The organism is Caenimonas soli (genome assembly GCF_013155545.1).
GTDB lineage: Bacteria > Pseudomonadota > Gammaproteobacteria > Burkholderiales > Burkholderiaceae_C > Ramlibacter > Ramlibacter soli.
Genome location: NZ_JABJVV010000030.1, coordinates 1 through 16,136 on the forward strand (window position 1 = coordinate 1; position 16,136 = coordinate 16,136).

The following is a 16,136-nucleotide window of genomic DNA, read 5'->3' on the forward strand; positions in this document are numbered from 1 at the left end:
GTGTTTGCCGGCCAGCACAAGCTCAACCTGGCCCTCGGCCTGCTCACCATCGGCCTGGGCCTGGTGTTCATGGCGACCGGCAACTGGCCGGCCTTCTTCGCCATGCTGGCGCTGTCCTTCGTGATGGGGGTGCTGATCATCATCCCGATCGGCGGGGCCGACATGCCGGTGGTGGTGTCCATGCTCAACAGCTACTCGGGCTGGGCGGCCGCGGGCATCGGCTTCTCCTTGAACAACTCCATGCTGATCATCGCCGGCTCGCTGGTGGGATCCTCCGGTGCGATCCTCTCGTACATCATGTGCAAGGCGATGAACCGCAGCTTCTTCAACGTGATCCTGGGCGGCTTCGGCGGCGAGGCCGGGCAGGCCGCGACGGGCAGCACGGCGCAGCGCCCCGTCAAGAGCGGCTCGGCCGACGACGCGGCCTTCGTGTTGGCCAACGCCGAGACCGTGATCATCGTGCCGGGCTACGGCCTGGCCGTGGCTCGCGCGCAGCACGCGGTCAACGAACTGGCCGAGAAGCTCAAACACAAGGGCATCACGGTGAAGTACGCCATCCACCCGGTGGCCGGGCGCATGCCGGGCCACATGAACGTGCTGCTGGCCGAGGCCGAGGTGCCTTACGACCAGGTGTTCGAGATGGAGGACATCAACGGCGAGTTCGGCCAGGCCGACGTGGCCATCATCCTGGGCGCCAACGACGTGGTCAACCCGGCGGCGCTCACCAAGGGCAGCCCGATCTACGGCATGCCGATCCTGGAGGCGTACAAGGCCAAGACCGTGATCGTGAACAAGCGCTCCATGGCCGCCGGCTACGCCGGGCTGGACAACGAGTTGTTCTACATGGACAAGACCATGATGGTCTTTGGCGATGCCAAGAAGGTGGTCGAGGACATGGGCAAGGCCATTGAGTAAAAAGTCGCCTGGGCGAAACACCACCCATGGACACGGCCTTCAGGCCGTGTTCTCACCTTGTTTACAGAGCAGGGTCGAGCACGTGGATTGCCCTGCTCGCCACCAGGTTCTTCACCCGGGCGGCGTACGCGACCATGTGGGGCGCGACGGCGTGCGCTTTCAAGGCTGCGCGGTTTTCCCATTTTTCAATGATGACAATTGCGTCCGGCCCGAAAGCAGACCAGACCGGGGCGGGCGTCGCGGCGTCGACGGCAACGCTGTATTCGATGCATCCCGGCTCCTCCAGGACCGCCGCGCGATTCCCGCGAATTTCCTTCAGGAGGTCCGCCCGCGCCCCCTCGACGGCAGTGATGATGGCGATTACGTGGATCATGGGTCTTGCCTTTCTTTATGCGTATGCGTGCGCTAGCGCGGAAGGTAGTGTTGGTGCACGGCCCAGCGGTTCCTGACCACCCCGTCCGCGAAAAGCGCCTCGACTTCTTCGCCTGAGTAACCAGCCTCTCCCAACACACTGGCCGTATGAGCGCCAGGCATCGGGGCCGGGCGCAGCCGCTTCAGAGGGTGCGCCCCTCCGCGGCTCCAGCTCGGAAGCGGTAGTGTGGTCCTGTACCCGGCGGGGTGGTCGAATTCCACCATTGGCGTGGACCGCCCAGTCGAGTCGATGGGAGATTCGCTGTCCGCTGCAATCAGGGATTCGATCCGCAGCGCTTCAAGCGAACTCACGGGCACGACGTTGACCGGCAATCGTCCCAAGCGGCCGCGGATCCAGTCCAGGTCCTGATTCGCGAGCGCCTTCGAGATGGCGTCCTGCTCAGCTCCGGTGGCGTCGAGAGCTCGCGCCACTGCCACCAGAACCTCCTGCCGACATGCGAGGAATACCCAGTCCGACCGCGTGCGGTACATCGAGTGCCAGGGGGCCGATCCCTTTTGCTGCTGCCCGCTGACCTCATGCGTTGCAACCGGACCTTGTGCTACGTAAGGAAACTGCACCAGCTGGGCACCCATTGCCAATGAAGTCTGGACGCTGCGGACCGGCTGGCCAAGGGCTCGCGCCACCAAGGCCTGGACGATACCCAGCGCCGCAGTGAATCCGCTGATGTAATCCACGCAAGACGCCACACCGTGCATGACCGGCGCATCGGGCCTGCCGTAGCGGCTAGTGATACCGGTTGCAGCCTGCAGCACCGGGTCGAACGCCGGATAGTCCTTGCGCGGACCGCCCCTGGGCCCCGCCCAGGCGGTCACCTGGCAGCAGATGGCGTTGGGGTTGATCCGACTGAGCTGCTGCTCGGTAAGGCCGATGTCCTCGAGTGAAGGATCGAGGAAGTTGTGCACGACGACGTCCGCCTGCCGCACCAGGCGCTCGAGCACCTCCCTGCCTTTCGCCGACTTCAGGTCCAATATCAGCGCGCGCTTGCCCTGGTTAACGTCCAGGCCGAACCACATCGTCATGCGTGGCCCGGCCTGGGGCGCTGGAGAGTCAACACGAATGACGTCCGCCCCGTACTCCGCCAAGGTTCGCGTGCTGACGGGGCCGGCGATGACGTTGGACAGGTCCAGTACACGGACCCCTTCGAGCAGCCGGCAGTTCGGATCGGCCCTCGTGCCTGGCTGGGGAAGTGGCTTGCGCTGGCTCCAGCCCTCAGCGGCGCAAGCGTCGATGGGGCGGCGCAGTTCGGGCGAATGCACGCCGGGTCCGTCCAGGGACAGGAAGCGACCCGCCTGCCATCGGGGTCCATCCGGGCCCGGCACGCTGTCCACGCAGCCAGCCTCGCGCGCGGCGGCATCCTCGAGCCACTCGGCCGTGGTTTGGACCTTGGCGCAGGGCACGCCCGCCTGCTGCAGCCGCACGGACCATTCATCCGCGGTCGCGGCGGCAAAGCGTTGCGCCATCAGCTGCTGCACGCGCCTGGCCCACGATATGCTCATTGTCGCGGCGTTCGCGATGTTGTTTCCGGCGCCACTTTCTTCGTAGGGATTGGCCAGCACCATGCCTTCGGCGATCAAGGTGTTGAGGATTCCCAATTCCTCCAGGCAGGCACGCGAATGGTGGACATGATCCAGCGCGTTGACAAAGACCTGCCGGTCGTCGGCGCAGCGGTAGTGGCTGAACAAGGGCTTTGCAAATCGCTGCAGGTACTGTCCGATAGTAGTGCGGTGTTCGCTCGTCAGATGAGCGGACAAGTCCCGCAGGATGGGGAATGCGACCTCTGTCATGGCCTTGTCGATAGCGGGCAGGTCAAAACGCTGTGGCTGGCCTTCGATCCGCATGGCCAGCAGCGCCATCGCCGACATCAACGCGTCCGCCAGCGGCACTTCCACCTGCTGGCCATGGCCAGTCTGCAGCCGTCGCAGAAACGCCACCATTGCGGCTATGGCTGCGTGCACGCCTCCGTATGCGGAGGCCATCGGCACGGCCGTGTAGATGGGGTCCGATCCCAATAGCGCCCCGGTCGCATGCAAGTCGGTATAGACGCCGACCGAGGCGTTGACGGTCCCTTCCCACGCCCGCAATTCGCCTTCCGGCGCTGAGCTCGCGAAACCTGGAATGGATACATAGACGAGATGAGGGTTCGTCTCGCACAATGCCGCCGGGTCCAAGCCGAAGCTTGCCGCGCGGTGTGGGCCGAGGTTGTCCAAGATGATGTCGGCGCCGCATACCAGTTCCCAGGCAACGCGCCGGCCAGCGTCCGCTTTGAGGTCGAGCGTCAGCGTTTGCTTGCCGCGCGAAAGCAAGGCGTCCTCTTTTTGCGGCGGCCGTCCGGGTCGATTGATTTCGATGACTTCGGCGCCCTGGTCGGCCAGGAGCATGGCAGCCACTCGGCCGGCCCAGATACCTCCCAGGTTGAGGACGCGCACGCCCTCCAGCGGAGCCCTCACTTGCGCAGCTCCAGCCGAAGTGGCGCGGCTGTCAGCTTCTGGACATCCCCGAACGCTACCCCGTCGGCAAGCCGGGTGACGGCGAATCCGTCGCGCACGTCGATCACCGCAAGTTCCGTGTAGATGCGCTTGACCACGCCCGCGGCAGTGATCGGGTAGCTGCATTTTTCCAGCAGTCTTGGCGCTCCGTCACGCGTGCAGTGCTCCATCATTACCCATACCGACTTGGCCCCTGCTGCCAGGTCCATGGCGCCGCCGACAGCCGGTGGCTTCGCGTCGGCGCCGGTAGTCCAGTTGGCAAGGTCGCCGTTCATGGCGACCTGGAACGCCCCCAGCAACGCGAAGTCGATGTGGCCGCCCCGGATCATCATGAAGGAGTCGGCATGGTGGAAGACGGAGGCGCCGGGCAGCAGGGTCACAGGCATCTTGCCCGCGTTCACCAGTTCGGGGTCTTCCAGGCCGGGCTCGGGCGCGGGCCCCACACCCAGCAGGCCGTTCTCGCTCTGGAAGACGATCTCCCGCTGCGCGGGAAGGTAGTTCGCCACCAGCGTGGGCAGCCCGATTCCCAGATTGACGTATGACCCATCGGGCAGGTCCTGAGCAACCTGCTGCGCGATTTGCTGCCGGTAATCCTTGGTCATGATGCCCTCCAGATTCTGTCCACGAAAATACCGGGCGTGACAACCTCTTCCGGCGCTATGGCGCCGAGCGGAACAACTTGCCGGACCTGGGCGATCGTCAGGGGTGCCGCCGGCGCCATGACGGGGGCGAAGTTCCGTGCGGACAGCCGATAGGTGAGATTGCCCCAACGGTCACCCCGCTCGGCTTTGATGAGCGCGGCGTCGCACTTCAACGGCGTCTCGAAGACATGGAGCGCGCCGTCGATCATGCGTGTCTCCTTTCCCTCGGCGAGCAGGGTTCCCGCTCCCGTCCGTACAAAGAAACCACCGACGCCAGCCGCAGCCGCCCTGATCCGTTCGCTCAAGGTTCCTTGGGGAACGAGCTCCAGCTCGACCGTCCCCTTTGCGTACAAGTCATCGAAGACCGACACGCCGATGGCACGCGGAAACGAGCACACCAGCTTGCGAACCTGGCCCGCGGCCAGCAGGGCTCCTACGCCGGTCGCTCCCACTCCGGCATTGTTCGTGATGACTGTCAGGTTTCGGCTTCCGCGACGGACCAGCCCATCGATCAGCTGGTGCGGCGTGCCGGCGTCGCCGAAGCCGCTGATCAGCACAACGGCGCCGTCCCCGATGCCTTCCAGCGCATCGTCCAGCGCATTGACGATCTTGTTGATCACGTTGCGTCTTTCTTGTGTGTGGGCATCAGAGCTCTTCGGGTTGCAGATCTACGATGCTGGCCGCGCCCTCGCGAATCGTGCAAGCAAGCCGTCCTGTGTCGGGCAGCAGGTGGTTCATGAAGAACCGGGCCGCGGCAAGCTTCCCCTTGTAGAAGGTCGGGCTCTGTCCACCCCGGGCCCGCAGTGCCGCGGCGGCTATACGCAACCAGGCATGGCCGCAGGCCACCAGGCCGAACATGCGGAGGTAATCGCTCGCGCCCGCCGCCGCCGTGACCGGATCGGACTTCACGCGATCCTGCATGAACAGCGTCGCTTGCTGGAGGTGAATCAGCGATTCACCCAATTTGGCGCACACCGCGGCCAGTTCAGAGCGTCCGCGCAGGGCGTTGATGCTCATGAGCACCCGTTCAAGGAAATCGTTGACCGCCCGGCCTCCGTCCGCCGGTATCTTGCGGGTGACGAGGTCGATCGCCTGGATGCCGTTGGTGCCTTCGTAAAGCGGGACTATGCTGGCATCGCGCAGCAACTGTTCCATGCCGTTCTCGTGGACGTAACCATGGCCTCCATAGATCACAATGCCCAGCCGCGTTGTCTCGACCGCGCAGTCACTGATGAAGCTCTTCAGCACAGGAGTCATCAAAGCCAGGTCGGAGTCCGCGCGCTCCTGCGCGGCAGCGTCCGCGTGGCGGGCCCTCACATCGAGCGCCATGGCCTGCTCGACATACAAGGCCCTGCATCCTTCGACCAGGGCCTTCATGGTGAGCAGGTTCTTGCGGACGTCGGGGTGCATGATGATCGGGTCGCTTGTGCCGCCAATCGGCTTCGCTCCGGCCGGCTGCGGAGCGCGCCCCTGCCGGCGCTCCAGCGCATAGGAGCGCGCGTTCTGCAAGCTGAGCTCGGCGACGCCGACGCTCTGCACGGCAACCCCGACGCGCGAGGAGTTCATCATCGTGAACATGGCGCGCAGCCCGCCGTGGGGCTCGCCCAGCAACCAGCCACGGGCTCCTTCGAAGTTGAGGGCGGCCGTCGCGGAGGCCCGGATTCCCATCTTGTGTTCGATGGAACTGCAGATGACGCCGTTGTCCGTCAGGCTTGCGGAGTCTTGACCGGCCGCCGGCCAGAGCTTGGGGACGACGAAAAGGCTGATGCCCCGGGTTCCGGGCGGCGCATCGGGCAAACGGCCCAGCACCAAGTGGACAATGTTGTCTGCCAGGTCATGGTCACCGCCCGAGATGAAGATCTTGGCGCCGGTGAGCCGATAGGTGCCATCCGCCTCCGGGACGGCGCGGGTGCGAAGCTGTGAGAGGTCCGAGCCGGATTCCGGCTCCGTGAGGCACATCGTTCCGGTCCAGCTACCGTCGATCAGCCGTGGCAGGAACAGGCTCTTGAGGAAATCGCTGCCGTGGGCTGAAATCGCCCGGTAAGCACCCTGCGACAGCCCTCCGTACATTCCGAAGGCCATGGAACCGGAAGCTATGAATTCGCGGACAAACAGGGCAAGCGACAGCGGCAATCCCTGTCCTCCGTAGTTCGGATCGCCGGCCAGTGACGGCCAACCGCCTTCCCTGAAGTCGCCGTATGCCTGCTTGTAGCCACTGGGCGTGAAAACCTTGCCATGGGCCATGGCGCAACCCTCATGGTCGCCGTCCAGGTTGATGGGGAGCAGCAGGTTCTTGGAGAACGCGCCCGCCGCCTCCAGCGCTGCGAGGACGATGTCCATAGTGGCGTCCTGCAGCCCGGGCAGCGCAGTCACGGTGGCTTCATAGTCGAAAACCTCCTGCAGGAGGAACTGGAACTCGGGCAGGGGTGGGGCGTAGTGCGGCATGAGCACGTATCTTAACGATGGTAAGACGTGTGTCAAGCAGAATTAGAAAAAGCTGCAGTCCGCTTAAAATTAACGGTGTAATAATGGGAAGTTCTTCGTCACCCGGATGCGATGGACGTGAATCCGATCGATTTTTACTTCGACTTCATCTCACCGTACGCGTATTTGGCCTCGCTACATATCGAAGCCCTGGCCGAGGCGCATCGCCGGCAATTGCAGTGGAAGCCTTTTCGCCTGGGGGTCCTCGTCGTGAAGGTCATGGGGCTGCCCCCTGTCATGCGGACTCCGTTGAAAAGCGACTATATCCGCCGCGATGTCAGGCGCCTAGCTGCTGTGGCGGGACATCCTTTCAGGGGCGTCGATTTTGAGCCGCAGCCGCTGCCTCCGGCCCGCGCCTTGCAGGCGGCGCCGGCGGATCTGACTGGAGCGTTCGCCAAGGCGATGCTGCATGCGCAATGGGGCGAAGGCCGCGATCTGGCAGACGCAGAGGTTCTTGTCGAGGTGGCGCAGAAGGTCGGGGTGCCCGCCGGGGCGGTTCTTGCTGCGCTCGAAGATGGTGCCACGCGCGAGGCCGTGAACGAGCAGACGCGCGAGGCCATCGCCCGGGGTGTATTCGGCTCCCCGACTTGCGTCGTAGGCGCCGAGCTGTTCTGGGGGGTCGACAGGCTTTGGCTCCTGGACGCGTATCTCGAGGCGGGAGAAAGTTTCGGATGAGTTATGCCGAGCTGCGCTGCGGCGCTGTCGTGTGGGACGCCGCGCTGCAGGACCGGCGGGGCCGCCAACTCGCCGGCGGACTGTCCCGCCTGGGGCTGTCGGCGGGGGATGTGGTTGCCGTCATGTTGCCCAATGTTCCCCAGTACGCGGATGTCGTCCACGCCTGCGCGATCGCGGGTACGGTGTACTGCGCTATCAACTGGCATTTCAAGGCGCAGGAGTGCCGGTTCCTGTTGGAGGACAGCCAGGCCCGGGTCCTGGTGGTGGCGGCTGAATTCCTGGAGATGGTGGCTCCCGCCATTCCGGCAACTGTGACGCTGCTGGTCCTGGGACTTGACGGCGGAGCCCGAGGCACCGACTACGAGACCTGGCTCAGCCGGCAGGCCCCCTACGACGGACTGGCCGTGGCGCCGGGTGGCTCCATGCCTTACACCTCGGGCACCAGCGGACGGCCCAAGGGCATCGTCCGCAAGCCGGTTGCGGCTGAGGACCTCCTGCGCCAGCAGCAGCGGATGAAGTCGGTAGCCGCGAAAGCCTTTGGCGTGCGCGACGGCTGCAGGGCGCTGATCGCGGCGCCGGTGTACCACAGCGCGCCGGGGGTCTTTTTCCAAAGCGCGCTGAAGTATGCCGACTGCGTGGTCCTCGCCGCAAGGTTCGATGCGGAGCAGCTGCTGGCCGACGTGCAGCGGCACCGTATCACGACCGCCTACCTCGTGCCGCTCATGTACGTGCGGTTGCTGCGCCTGCCCCACGAAACGCGGCGGAAGTACGACACCTCGTCCTTGCGCTTCGTCGCATCGACGGGCGCGCCGTGCGCCCCCGAAGTCAAGGCGGAGATGATCCGCTGGCTGGGCCCTGTCATATTCGAAAGCTACGGCTCCAGCGAGACCGGGATGGTCACCGTGATTGATTCCGAGGAGGCCATGCTGCATCCGGGCAGCGTGGGCCGGCCGGTCGACGACGCCTCGATCAGGATCGTGTCCGCCGCGGGCGAGCCCTGCGCGCCCGGTGAAACGGGGCTGATCTACGTGCGTCAGCCGGCATTCCCCGACTTCAGCTACCGCGGCAACGATGCGGCGCGCGCGGCGATCGAGCGCGGCGGCCACATCACGCTGGGCGATATCGGCTACCTGGACGAGAGCGGCTTCCTCTACATTTGCGATCGCGCCTCCGACATGGTGATTTCGGGCGGGGTGAATATCTACCCGGCGGAGGTTGAGAGCGTGCTGATCACCCATCCCGCCGTCGCCGATTGCGCGGTGTTCGGCATCCCGGACGAAGAGTATGGAGAGCGGCTTCACGCCTTGATCGAACCCTCGCCCGGCCAGGAATTGGACGTCCAGGCGATCGGCGACTGGCTGCGCCGGAAACTGGCCGCTTACAAAGTTCCAAGGTCGATGGGAGCGGAAATCCTGCCGCGCGACGACAGCGGCAAGATCGCGAAGCGGCTGCTTCGCGACCGCTACTGGCAGGGCCGGGGCCGAAGCATCTAGCGGCCCCGGGCCAGCTCAGTCTTCCATCTTGAAGCCGGAAAGCTTGACGGCTTCGCCCCACACCCGGGTGTCCTCGCGCGCGAAGCTCAGGAACTCCGCAGGCGTGGAGGGGAGAGGCTCGAAATCCATCTCAAGCCATTGGCCGCGCACTTTCGGCGAGTTCAAGGCGGTCGTGAAGAGTTCGTTGAGGGTGGCGACGATGGCGTCGGGCGTGCCTGCGGGGGCCAGCACGGCAACCCACAGGTAGCGCTCGAGATCCGGGAATCCGGCCTCGCGGAAAGTTGGTGCATCGGGCAGCAAGGGTGAGCGCTTGGGGCTCGACACGCCGAGCACGCGCACCTTGCCGCTCTTGACATGCGGCGCCACGGCAAGCAGGGGCAGAAAGGCCGATGTGACCTGGCCGCCGAGCAGGTTCTGTACTGCCGGCGGGGTGCCCGCGTAGGGAATGTGGGTCAGGTCCAGGCCGGCGCGCTTGTTCAGGATGATGCCGGCGAAGTGCGAGGGATTGCCCATGCTGAACGAGGCGAACGACCCGCGCCCCGGGTTGCTCTTGCCCCAGGCCACGAACTCGGCCATTGTTTTTACTCCCAGGTCGCTGTGGACGGCCAGGACCATGCTGGTGCCAAGGAAGTTGGTGACCGGCTTGAAGCTCTTCTCCGGGTCGTAGGGCAGTTTCTTGAAGGTATGGGGGTTGATGGCGTAGAGCCCGGTGTTGGCCAGCAGAAGGGTGTATCCGTCCGGCGGCGCCGAGGCGACGCCTTGGGCCGCGATGATGCCGGCGCCGCCGGGCTTGCTCTCGATGACCAGCTGGTGGCCTGTCTTGGCCCGGATTTCATCACTGACCGTTCGCAGGGCGGTGTCCATCAGATTGCCGTTGGCATAGGGCAGCAGGATGCGGATGGGCTTTTCGGGGAAGGGGGCGGCCTGCACGGACCAGGCACCCAACGCGCCCGGGACCGCAACGGCTGATTTCACGAACTGGCGTCTCTTCATCGTTGTCTCCTTGTCATGATTGCTGTTTACCGCCGGGCTGCATCGTGATGGTGCGGCCCAGCGTCCCGTACACCGGCCCGCCCAAGCGAGATAACGGACGAAGGTCGGCGGTTTGAATCTTGTTGTCGTTGATCAGGCCCTCGCGGGAGTGGATGTGCACCACCTCGCCCACCACGAACTCCGCGGCAGGTCCGAAGTTGATCACCTGCGACAGGCGGCACTCGAGCGCCAGCGGCGCGGCCGCAAGGCGCGGCGGCCGAACCAGTGCCGACGGCGCGAGTTCAAGCTGAAGCAGCTCGACTTCGCTGACGTGCGGTGGATGCGCAAAAGCGCTGGCGTGCAGCGCGGCAGCCATGGTTTCGTCCGCTATGTGAACGACATACTCGCCGCTGCCAATAATGTTGTGTGCCGTGTCCTTGCGCCGGCCATCAGCCTGGGAGAGGATGTTCACTCCCAGCAGGGGAGGGTCGTACGACACGATGGTGAACGTGCTGTAGGGCGCAAGGTTCACCAAGCCGTCGCCGTTCACGCTGGTAATCCAGGCGATCGGCCGGGGCACCACGATGCAATTGAGCAGCTTGTACACCTCGTCTTTGCCAAGGCCGGCGATGGGCTGCTCCATCAGTAAATCTCGAACAAGCCCGCGGCGCCCATGCCGCCGGCGATGCACATGGTGACGACGGCGTATTTGGCGCCCCTGCGCCGGCCTTCGATGAGCACGTGCCCCGCGAGCCGCGCCCCGGTCATGCCGAAGGGATGGCCGATGGAGATGCCGCCGCCATTAACATTGAGAAGTTCCTTCGGGATGCCGAGCTTGTCACGGCAGTAGACAGCTTGCGAAGCGAACGCCTCGTTGAGCTCCCACAGGCCAATATCCTCCATCTTCAGCCCGTGCCGCTGCAGCAGCTTGGGGACGGCAAACACCGGCCCGACTCCCATTTCATCGGGCTCGCAGCCGGCAACGACCATGCCGCGAAAAGCGCCCAAGGGCTTGAGGTTGGCCCGCTCGGCGCTGCGCGCTTCCATCATCACGCAAGCCGACGCGCCGTCAGACAGCTGGGATGCGTTGCCGGCGGTGATGAACTTGCCGGGCCCATTCACGGGCGCCAGTTTCGCCAGCGCCTCGTAGGTCGTGCCGCGGCGGTTGCAGGTGTCCGCGTCCACGGTAACTTCGCGCTGCGTGACGGCACCCGTTTCCTTGTCGGGCACGGCCATCGTCGTGGTCACGGCCACGATCTCCTCGCGATACCGGCCGGCGAGCTGGGCCTCTTCCGTCCGGCGCTGGCTTTCGGCGGAGAACCGATCCTGCGCCTCGCGACTGATTCCGTAGCGTGCCGCGACGATATCGGCTGTTTCTATCATCGATAGATAGAGCTCGGGCTTGTGCTCCAAGATCCACGGGTCCGTGCCATTCTCGGCGTCGTCACGGGTGCGAATGCCTGAGATGCTCTCCACACCACCGGCGACGATGGCGGGCGCGCCGTCCACGACGATCCGTCCTGCCGCCATGGCGATGGCTTGCAAGCCTGAGGCGCAGAACCGGTTGATGGTGGTGCCGGCCACGGAAACCGGTAGCCCCGACCGGATGGCCGTCTGCCGCCCTATGTTTCGTCCCGTTCGTCCCTCGGGATAGCCGCAGCCGAGCACCACGTCCTCGATGAGCACGGGGTCGATGTCGGCGCGCGCCACTGCAGCCCGCACCGCGAAGCTGGCCAGGGTGGCTCCGGGCGTGATGTTGAACTCGCCGCGATGAGCTTTGGTGAGGGGCGTTCTCGCGGTGGAAATGATGACGGCTTCGCGCATGGTTGTCCTTCGGTTGGTGTTGACTGTTGCAAGGGTTTACGGGAATTCCCCTAGTGCCTTTGCATTTTCAGGATTGACATCAAATATAACGCCGTTAAGATTGGAGCGCAACAGACCCGTTCTGTCCACCATTTGTCACAAGGAGACACCATGAGACGTTGGATGAAAGTCGCCGCGGCGGCCCTGCTCGGCCTGTGCGCCGGCATCGCAAGCGCGCAGAAATATCCGGACCGGCCCGTCACGCTGATATGTCCCTTTACGCCAGGTGCGGCTGCGGATGTGCAACTGCGGGCGCTGGCGCAGGCCATGTCCAAGGAGCTGGGCCAGACGGTGCTGGTGGACAACCGGCCGGGGGCTGCGGGCACGCTGGGTGCGGCCGTGCTGGCCAACGCCAAGCCCGACGGGTACACGCTGGCGCAAGTGACCAACACGGTCATCCGCCAACCGTTCATCGCCAAGACGACGTTCGATCCGATCAAGGACTTCACCTACGTGATCGGCGTGTCGACCTTCGATTTCGGGCTGGTCGTGGAATCTTCCTCGCCTTGGAGGACCTTCCAGGAATTCACAACTTATGCCAAGCAGAATCCCGGCAAGGTGAGCTACGGCACCATCGGCGTAGGGTCGGTCCCGCACCAGGTGATGACGCGGATCGGCACCAAGCTGGGCTTGGAGTGGAACCACGTGCCCTACAAGGGCTCCGGCCCGGCGCAGACCGATCTGCAGGGCGGACACATCATGGCCCTGTCTGACACCACCGGCTGGTCGCCCTTCGTCGATTCCGGGAAGTTCCGGCTGCTCGCCGTGTATGGCGAAAAGCGGCTCAACCGCTACCCGAACGCTCCCACCCTGAAAGAGCTCGGTCTGGACATCGTGGACTTCGCCCCATGGGGTTTGGCCGCGCCCAAAGGCGTCGCTGCCGGTCGCATCAAGATCATCCACGACGCTGCCCAGAAAGCGCTCAAGGACCCGGCCTTCCTCGCTGCCCTCGACGCCATGGCGAACGAGGTCCGCTACATGAATACCCAGCAGTACCAGAGCTATATGGCGGGTCGTGTGCCGATCGAGAAGGAAGTGGTGGAGAAGTACGGCCTGCGCCAGACGAACTAGGCGACCAGCCAACAAGAAAGCGAAAAAGACATGAGCACGCAGCAGACTTCCATCATCCAGCAGGCCATCAGCACGCGAGCAGCGGGTCCGGTGCCGTTCAATATTCATGAGCACCTGTACCGGGTCCTGGCGGGGGTTGGCATCCAGCGCGGATCCACCGGTGGCGCGATTACGTTCGAGGGCGCCGATCCGATCGTGCCGAGCGTGTTTCGCCTGGCTTCCGCGGCGGGCCTGGCCATCGTGGCGAAGTCTGCAGCCATGGCATCCTTGTGGGCCCACCGAACGGGTGAAGGGCAGGACATTCACCTCGACATCCGCAAGGCGCCGCGACGGCTGTGCCCCTTCTGGGAGCGCAAGTGGGAGCTGCTGAACGGCTACTACCCGCGCAACACGGCGGACCCCAACAACCCGTTCATGCGGGGGTTCTTCGAAACGCGGGACAACAAGTGGGTCATGCCGTTCAATCTCTACCCCCGGCTCCGCTCATCGGCGCTGCAGCTCCTGCAGAGCTCTGAGGACCCACAGCGGATCATCAAGGCGATCCGCGGCTGGGATGCGCTCGAGCTGGAGAAGGTGGGCTCGGAGCGCGGGGTCGTCATGCCCATGCTCAGAAGCATCGAGGAGTTCATCCAGGAGGAGCAGTACCTGAACCATCTGGCCGACCTGCCGCTGATCGAGATCGAGAAGATCGGCGAGTCGGCGCCCATGCCTTTCGCGGTCAATCCTTCGAGCCCTTTGGATGGCATTCGGGTACTCGGGCTGGCCCGGGTGATCGCCGGTGCTGCGATCGGCCGCGCGATGGCCTACCACGGCGCGGACGTCCTGAACATCTGGCGCCCCAGCGACTTCGAAATCGACACCATGTACGCCACCGCGAATGTCGGCGTGCGTTCCGCCGTCATCGACGTTTCCGAAGCCGAAGGCCGCGGGCGCATGCATGCGCTGTTGCGCGATGCCGATGTCTTCTACGCCAATCGACGCCATGGCTTCCTCGAGAAAGTCGGCTTGTCCCCGGAAGAAGCGGCCGCGGTGAAACCGGGCATCGTGCATGTCTCGGTATCGTTGCACGGCCAAACCGGGCCTTGGGCCTCCAGGGCAGGCTTCGACCAGACTGCCGGGGCGGTCAGCGGCATCATGACGCTGGAGGGCACGGAAAGCGCGCCCCAATTGCCGCCGGTAATGGTGGTCAACGACAACATCGTCGCCTGGCTCGCCACCACCGGTGCCGTCGCCGCCCTGATGCGCCGGGCCCGCGAGGGCGGCAGTTACCGCGTGCACGTTTCGCTCACGCGCGTTTCACTCTGGCTCTATTCGCTGGGCCTGTTCGACAAGGCCTATGCGCACGAGACCGCCGGTTCGGGGGGTGAACACCAGCAACAGGAACCGGAGCTGTTTGTGGCGGACACGCCGGCGGGACGGTACCAGGGCGTTACCGACCAGGTGAAGATGTCCCGCACGCCCGGTGCCTACGACACCGTCCTCGTTCCGCGCGGCACCAGCAAGCCGGAATGGCGGCCGTTCAACCGCCCGAGTTGACGCTATTGCGACCGGCTGCGTGGCGAGCTCGCAGGCGCGCTGCACGCCAGGCCGCGTTCCTCGAAGCCTTCGCGAAGCTTGGGCAGGGCGAAGTCGACGAAGGCCCGTACCTTCGGCACGGACAGTCGCCTGTGCGGCGAGACCAGGTGCACCGGCAGGGGCGGGTGTTCGTCGCCGGCGAGGATGATCCTGAGCGTGCCGTCGGCCACTGCGTCGGCGAGGTGGTACGAGAACATGCGCACGACGCCGCGCCCCTGCACGGCGGATGCGACGGCGGCGCGGATGCTGTTGACCACGAAGCGCGGGGTGAATTGCACCGCTCGCGGAATCGTCGACCCGTCGATCGGTGGAAAATTCCACGAGTCGATGCCGAAGTGCGTCATCGCAATGATCTGGTGCTCGGCCAGGTCAGCGGGTTGAATGATGCGCTTGTGTCGCGCGAGGTAGCGTGGCGAGGCCGCGACGACGCGTCGTACATCGCCGACCCGCAGCGCAACCAGCGTGGAGTCGGCGAGATGCGCGATGCGCAGCGCCACGTCGATGCCTTCGTCGATCAGGTTGGCGGGACGGTCGAGCATGTCCAGCCGCACACACACGTCGGGAAACTTGTCCATGAACGCGTCGAGCAAAGGACGCAGGATCTCCTCGCCCGCGGCGACCGGCGCCGTGATCGTGAGCATGCCGCGCGGCGCCGATCGCTCGCCGGCGGCGGCCATGTCGGCCTCCTCTAGGTCGGTGAGGATCCGGCGACATGCGACGGAGTAGCGCTCGCCGGCCTCGCTGAGCTTGATCGACCTCGTCGTGCGGTGCAGCAGTTCCGCTCCGACGTGCGCCTCCAGGAACGCTATCGCGCGACTGACGGCTGCCGGCGATCTGCCGAGCTTGCGCCCCGAGCCGGCCAGGCTGCCCTCGTCAACCGCGGCCACGAAGACCTTCATCGCGTCGATCCGATCCATGACTCTTTCCCGAAGTGAAACACCGAATGCCGAAGCATAGGTATTCACTCGCGGATCGGCAATTGCGGGGCTACTTGGCCTTCTCTGCGCGCTGTCGTCGGAACTCCAGCGCAGGCAGGCCGCCCCATCCCCAGTTGTCGGTATCGACCTCTTCGATGATCACGAAGGTACTATCGAGCGGCTTGTTCAGCACATCGCGAAGCAGCTCGCTGGTGCCCTTGATTAGCGCAGCCTTCTCTTCGACAGTAACTGAACTGGTTCCCGGCTTTGTGCCTTCGCGGGTGACCTGAATGGTGACGATTGGCATGATTCTCTCCTTATATCTTTCAAATACTTCAAACTTCAGTGGTCAAGACGTGGTCGACAGTCTTGATTGCTGAACCGGTTGACTCACTGCCGCGCAGCCTGTGTCTCCTGCGAGCCCGAGCTCGTATCAAAGCAAAGGGCGCACGGTGGTGGTCTCTTTGTTCTGCTGCATCCCGAATGGTTGACCGAACACATTTCGTATTCGTAAGGCTGGGAGCTGGAGAACTGCTATGAGTGAACCCGTTTATGTAGGGGTCGACGTCGCCAAGAACAGCTTTGAAGTGGCTGTCACCGGCGAGCTTCAG

15 protein-coding genes are annotated in these 16,136 nt (G+C 64.7%); 5 read left to right on the top strand and 10 right to left on the bottom strand.

The features are described 5' to 3' along the window. Positions 1-915 (top strand): NAD(P)(+) transhydrogenase (Re/Si-specific) subunit beta (locus HNE04_RS27310; RefSeq protein WP_172226909.1); only part of this gene is annotated, 915 nt, incomplete at its 5' end. 61 nt (positions 916-976) lie between these two features. On the opposite strand, the gene HNE04_RS27315 is transcribed toward HNE04_RS27310, so the two are convergent. From HNE04_RS27315 to HNE04_RS27335, 5 genes are read right to left on the bottom strand one after another with little or no spacing between them, the layout of a single operon-like run. Then, positions 977-1,288, bottom strand: a complete 312-nt coding sequence (locus HNE04_RS27315) for a putative quinol monooxygenase (RefSeq protein WP_172226912.1) — start codon at positions 1,286-1,288, stop codon at positions 977-979. Positions 1,289-1,320: 32 nt separating this feature from the next. Beyond that, positions 1,321-3,795, bottom strand: a complete 2,475-nt coding sequence (locus tag HNE04_RS27320) for a CoA transferase (RefSeq protein WP_172226915.1) — start codon at positions 3,793-3,795, stop codon at positions 1,321-1,323. Further along, positions 3,792-4,436: a 3-oxoacid CoA-transferase subunit B gene (locus HNE04_RS27325; protein WP_172226918.1), complete on the bottom strand. Its 645-nt coding sequence runs from the start codon at positions 4,434-4,436 to the stop codon at positions 3,792-3,794. The genes HNE04_RS27320 and HNE04_RS27325 overlap by 4 nt, the downstream gene beginning before the upstream one ends. Continuing rightward, positions 4,433-5,095: a 3-oxoacid CoA-transferase subunit A gene (locus HNE04_RS27330; protein WP_172226921.1), complete on the bottom strand. Its 663-nt coding sequence runs from the start codon at positions 5,093-5,095 to the stop codon at positions 4,433-4,435. The genes HNE04_RS27325 and HNE04_RS27330 overlap by 4 nt, the downstream gene beginning before the upstream one ends. 25 nt (positions 5,096-5,120) lie before the next feature. Continuing rightward, positions 5,121-6,920, bottom strand: a complete 1,800-nt coding sequence (locus HNE04_RS27335) for an acyl-CoA dehydrogenase C-terminal domain-containing protein (protein WP_172226924.1) — start codon at positions 6,918-6,920, stop codon at positions 5,121-5,123. Positions 6,921-7,037: 117 nt separating this feature from the next. On the opposite strand from HNE04_RS27335, the gene HNE04_RS27340 reads away from it, so the two are divergent. Both HNE04_RS27340 and HNE04_RS27345 read left to right on the top strand, forming a co-directional pair. Then, positions 7,038-7,634 carry a 2-hydroxychromene-2-carboxylate isomerase gene (locus HNE04_RS27340; RefSeq protein ID WP_172226927.1) on the top strand — a complete coding sequence of 199 codons (597 nt, stop codon included), beginning with the start codon at positions 7,038-7,040 and terminating at the stop codon, positions 7,632-7,634. Further along, positions 7,631-9,127, top strand: a complete 1,497-nt coding sequence (locus HNE04_RS27345; RefSeq protein WP_172226930.1) for an AMP-binding protein — start codon at positions 7,631-7,633, stop codon at positions 9,125-9,127. Before HNE04_RS27340 ends, HNE04_RS27345 begins: the two co-directional genes overlap by 4 nt. 15 nt (positions 9,128-9,142) lie before the next feature. Here the strand turns inward: HNE04_RS27345 and HNE04_RS27350 are convergent, their stop codons facing one another. Genes HNE04_RS27350 through HNE04_RS27360 form a run of 3 tightly spaced genes read right to left on the bottom strand, consistent with a single transcriptional unit; the run spans position 9,143 to position 11,923 of the window. Next, positions 9,143-10,120, bottom strand: a complete 978-nt coding sequence (locus HNE04_RS27350) for a Bug family tripartite tricarboxylate transporter substrate binding protein (RefSeq protein ID WP_235965473.1) — start codon at positions 10,118-10,120, stop codon at positions 9,143-9,145. A 13-nt stretch (positions 10,121-10,133) separates the two neighbouring features. Then, on the bottom strand, positions 10,134-10,742 hold the full coding sequence (locus HNE04_RS27355; RefSeq protein WP_172226933.1) for a flavin reductase family protein: 609 nt from the start codon (positions 10,740-10,742) through the stop codon (positions 10,134-10,136). Next, a complete protein-coding gene (locus HNE04_RS27360) occupies positions 10,742-11,923 on the bottom strand; it encodes an acetyl-CoA C-acyltransferase (RefSeq protein WP_172226936.1) in 1,182 nt (393 codons plus the stop codon). Before HNE04_RS27360 ends, HNE04_RS27355 begins: the two co-directional genes overlap by 1 nt. 150 nt (positions 11,924-12,073) lie before the next feature. Between HNE04_RS27360 and HNE04_RS27365 the strand changes: the two genes are divergently transcribed. Continuing rightward, positions 12,074-13,033: a tripartite tricarboxylate transporter substrate binding protein gene (locus HNE04_RS27365; protein ID WP_172226938.1), complete on the top strand. Its 960-nt coding sequence runs from the start codon at positions 12,074-12,076 to the stop codon at positions 13,031-13,033. A gap of 30 nt (positions 13,034-13,063) precedes the next feature. Beyond that, entirely contained in the window at positions 13,064-14,569 is a 1,506-nt protein-coding gene (locus HNE04_RS27370; RefSeq protein WP_172226940.1) for a CoA transferase, read from the top strand. Positions 14,570-14,571: 2 nt separating this feature from the next. On the opposite strand, the gene HNE04_RS27375 is transcribed toward HNE04_RS27370, so the two are convergent. Both HNE04_RS27375 and HNE04_RS27380 read right to left on the bottom strand, forming a co-directional pair. Next, positions 14,572-15,525, bottom strand: a complete 954-nt coding sequence (locus HNE04_RS27375; protein ID WP_172226942.1) for a LysR family transcriptional regulator — start codon at positions 15,523-15,525, stop codon at positions 14,572-14,574. Between the two features lie 70 nt (positions 15,526-15,595). Next, positions 15,596-15,832: a tautomerase family protein gene (locus HNE04_RS27380; protein ID WP_172226944.1), complete on the bottom strand. Its 237-nt coding sequence runs from the start codon at positions 15,830-15,832 to the stop codon at positions 15,596-15,598. Between the last annotated feature and the right edge of the window lie 304 nt (positions 15,833-16,136).